This window comes from Endozoicomonas sp. ONNA2, from assembly GCF_024606365.1.
Taxonomy (GTDB): Bacteria; Pseudomonadota; Gammaproteobacteria; order Pseudomonadales; family Endozoicomonadaceae; genus Endozoicomonas.
This window is the reverse complement of record NZ_JAHHPO010000808.1, coordinates 1-4,427: the sequence shown is the minus strand read 5'-3', so window position 1 is coordinate 4,427 and position 4,427 is coordinate 1. Positions and strand designations below refer to the sequence as shown.

Here is a 4,427-nt window from a genome sequence, read left to right as displayed (position 1 = left end):
GTATTTACACCAGGTAATCACCAATGAACATCTGCTGGCCAGATCGTGGTTTGCAAAATTGGCGGCACACCAGCAAAACCAGTTCAAAGAGATTGCCCGGGACATCAGTGATCGTGACCTGCAAAATTGGCTGGGTCAATTTACCACGAATGCAACAGTAGCCGATAAACTGTGCAGCCAATACCTTGATGGGCCCACAACAGACGACGGTCGTAAAACCGTTAAAATACAAAAAAGGAAATACTTCCCCCAGATCCTGTTTTATACGCTGAGTAAACTGATGGCTGACTGCCGACAATTCAAACCGGTTCTGGAAAAAAAAATTCATGTAAGCCATGGTGTCAAAAGCCTCAACCTGAACACCCATGGCGACCATTTAGTGATCTTCAGCAGGCATAACACCTGGGCAATCTTTGGGTACACAGCGAACAGCTCATGGCATGAACAAGCCAGTTATAACTTCGATTATTGGTTCTTCCCAAATCCTGGCCACAGCTTTGAGACCCACGGCCGTCATGTATTGGCCTGGGAACAATATACCGCAAAAATCTTCGCATATAACGCAGATAACAGCTGCACGGAGCAACTATCCATTGTCCACAAAGACAAGATCAGATCAGCTGACCTGAGTTGCGATGGTCTTCAGGCAGTCTTTATCTGTGATAATGGCAGCGCCACAATCCACAGCTTGAACGACGCTGGTCACTGGACGCTGGTAGCAGATATTACCGATGACAGGCGAAAGTTGAAGGCTTGCTTCAGCCCGGATGGCAGCCGGATACTGACCCACTCAAACCCGTGCACAAAAATCCACAAACGGAACGAGGAGGGTGGCTGGACATTAGAGGCCAATAGCAACTTCTATGCCGAATCAGCCACTTTCAGTCCCGATGGCAGCCATGTGCTGATGTTAAGTAATCAGGGGAGTGTAAAAACCCTCAGCCTGGACAACGGCGGCTGGCTGGAGAGCGCATCCTTCGCTGACAGCGAAGGCTCGATCGAACGGGCTATCGCCAGCCCCGATGGTCGCCATGTCATTTTCATCAACAATCAAAGCGGTGAAAATGACAGCATGACCCTGAAAATCCTCAGTCGTGACAGCAACAGCGACTGGACAGGGAAAACTGGCAATATCCCGATTATTACCCACTGTGGTATCCATGATTGGCCCACGTTCAGCCCCGATAGCTGTCATGTGATGGTTAGCAAAAATGAATCTAACCTTGAAATCCTGAGCTGTGACAAACGCGGCAACTGGATACCAACCTCTATTCCCTCATTGGTACACAGCAAAAGAGCCTTCTTCAGTCCCGACAGCAGACATGCGGCGATCATCGGCGCGGGTCATTGGATCTCAAGAATATACAGTTATGACCAGGCCAGAGGCTGGGTAGAAAGCGGCATTATTCCCCATGACCCGGGCACTGACGCCAGCTTCAGTCCTGATAGCAGCCATATTGTCACTTTTTGCTGGCATCAAGGTATTCCCTGGGACGGCAACATCGGCAGCAAATTCCAGGCAAGAATATACGGTAACAATGGGAGCGGCCAGTGGCTACGAAAAGGCCTTATCAGCCATGGCGGTCCGATCTGTTCCACATGCTTCAACGCCGATGGCACCCATATAGTCACCGCAAGCGGGGATGGTAGTGCAATAATCTTTGGCCGCCATGCCGACGGCAGCTGGGTGAAGAAGGCCACTCTATGGCATCCCCGCCGAGTCGAATCTGCCAGCTTCAGTGTCGATAGCAGGCATGTGGTGACCGTATGTGACCGGGACAACGTGAAAATCTGGCGTCTTGATACTGCCAGTGTGTCTGTGGACAACCCACCCGCGCCTGAGCACTCAAGCACAAACAAGTCTGTTTTACACGATCATTTCGAATGCCTTGAACTTTTGCCCGATTATTCCATCAAAGACGTCTGATGCAATCACCTGACGAGGGCAATTAACCATGGAACCTCCCGTTATCGTGAATAACAAAGGCAGCTATGACAGCTGCCCGGACTGTGCCGGAGTAATACCTGAGGCGTCGTGTTGTGTGGGGCGCAGCAACGGGATGTCGGTTGCTCCCTGCGAAGACCCGTGTACATTACTGAATTTGCCAGAGCTTCCGATGCGCAAGCTGTTAGACTTATTAGATTTCAGGGATATTCTCGCCACCGCAAAAACGTGCAGGCATTTAAACCAGCTAATCTCCAATGAACATCTGCTGGCCAGAAGGTGGTTTGACACATTGGCAGCACAGCAGCAGAACCAGTTCAAAGAGATTGCCCGGGACATCAGTAAACCTGACCTGCACAATTGGCTGGGACAATTTACCATGGATACAACGGTAGCCGATAAACTGTGCAGCCAAGACCCTGCAGACCAAACAATAGACGACGATCGTAACACCTGTGAAGCACAAAAAAGGCGATGCTTTCCCCCAGCCTTGTTTTACACGGTGGGTCAACTGATGGTGGGTTGTCGACAAATCGAACCGGTTCTGGAAAAGCGCATTATTAATAAATCTGAGGTCAATAACGTCAGCTTTAACACTCATGGCGACCATTTGGTGATCTTCAGAAGCAATCATACCGGGATAATCTTTGGCTTCACAGGGGACTGCCAATGGCATAAACAGGCTGGTTTTGTCTTTAATTACTGGGTCGAACCTGAACCTCCTTTCACCACCGTCATGACCAGCTTCATTGCCCATGGCCGTCATGTATTGACTTGGGATGGATACTGTACCGCAAGAATCTTTGCCTATAACGCCGATCACAGCTGCACAGATCAATTCACTATTGTCCATGAAAGCAGGATCTTGTCAGCTGACTTGAGTTGCGATGGTCGTCAGGTAGTCATTACCTGTGATGATGGCAGTGCCAAAATCCACAGTTTGAACGACGATGGTCACTGGATGCTATCAGCGAACATAGAAGGCATTGAGGACGTAGAGGACATAGAAGACATAGCGCACCTGGCGAACATAGACTATAGCAGAGCCGTGAAGGCCTGCTTCAGCCCCGATGGCAGCCGGGTACTGACCCGCTCAGTGACCCCCAACCCGCACGCAAAAATACACCAGCGGAATGAAGAGGGTGGCTGGACATCAGCAACAATCAGCGACCCCAATGCCAAATTCGTCAGGCTCAGTCCCAATGGCAACCAGTTGCTGTTGTTCGGTTTTAAAGAGTCAGCAAAAATCCTGAGCCTGAACGACAATCAGGAGAGTGCCATCCTCGTTAACGATGGCTACACGATCATGCATGCTATTGCCAGCCCTGATGGTCGCCATGTCATTACCGTCAGCCACCAAGACGCTGCAACCAGGAGGAAAACCCTAAAAATCTTCGGTCGTGACGCCAGCGGCAACTGGACGGGGAAAACTGACAATATCCCCATTTTTTTCAGCACTGATTCTGACCTGGCCCCCAAATTCAGCCCCGATGGCTGTCATGTGCTGGCTATCAGAGATTTTGATAACCTTGAATTCCTGAGCTGTGACAAACACGGCAGCTGGGTGCAGAACTCTATACCCTTGAGGAGAAGAACGAGAAAAGCCTTCTTTAGTCCCAACAGCAGTCATGTGGCAGTAATCACCCCTGGTTATGGTCCCATCTGCTGCATATACGGTTATGACGCAGCCACAGGCTGGATAGAAAAAAAAGTCATTCCCCATGACCAAAACTTGCCAGAAATTGAGGCCAGTTTCAGTGCTGATAGTCGTCATATTGTCTCTTTCTGTTGCCGCGACAAAAGCTTTGGTAGGGAATATCACGTAAAAATCCACGGTCGCGATGGGCATGGCGATTGGCTACCCAGAGCCACTATCACCCATTACGGCCCGATCAACTCCGCACGTTTCAACGACGATGGCAGCCATTTAGTGACCGCAAGCGCCGATGGCACGGCAATAATCCTGGGTCGGCATGCCAACGGCAAATGGGTAAATAAAACCACTTTAAAGCATAACTGCCCGGTCCGAACTGCCATCTTCAGTACCGATAGCAGGCGGGTGGTGACCGTCAGTGGTGATTGCACCGTAGAAATCTGGCGCCTTGTCGATTCTGGCATGGGCTCCGGGCAGTCTGGCTAACAGGAAAGAAGCCATGCAAGCCGAATCCAGCCCAAAATGACCAATCGAATCGAGAACCGGAAGCAGGCAATTAACCATGGAACCGCCCGTTACCGTGAACACCAGCTGCAGTTATGGTAGCCGGGAATGCTGCGCACCTGAGTCACACCGATATCTGTGGAGCAGCAACGGTATGTCGGTTGTGCCCTGCCAAGCCCCATGCTCATTACTGTATTTGCCAGAGCCTGCCATGCTCAAGCTCTTGGGCTACTTGCCTTTCCGGGATATTCTCGCCACCGCAAAAACGTGTACGTATTTACACCAGGTAATCACCAATGAACATCTGCTGGCCAGATCGTGGTT

Annotated in this window: 3 protein-coding genes; all 3 read left to right on the top strand. The window is 50.5% G+C overall.

Translation table 11 applies throughout. The features are described 5' to 3' along the window. Nucleotides 1-1,927 (top strand): WD40 repeat domain-containing protein (locus KDK14_RS14335; RefSeq protein WP_257265854.1); only part of this gene is annotated, 1,927 nt, incomplete at its 5' end. Between the two features lie 28 nt (nt 1,928-1,955). Continuing rightward, entirely contained in the window at nt 1,956-4,085 is a 2,130-nt protein-coding gene (locus KDK14_RS14330) for an F-box protein (RefSeq protein ID WP_257265853.1), read from the top strand. Between the two features lie 76 nt (nt 4,086-4,161). After that, on the top strand, nt 4,162-4,427 hold a 266-nt coding region (locus KDK14_RS14325; protein WP_257265852.1), incomplete at its 3' end, for an F-box protein.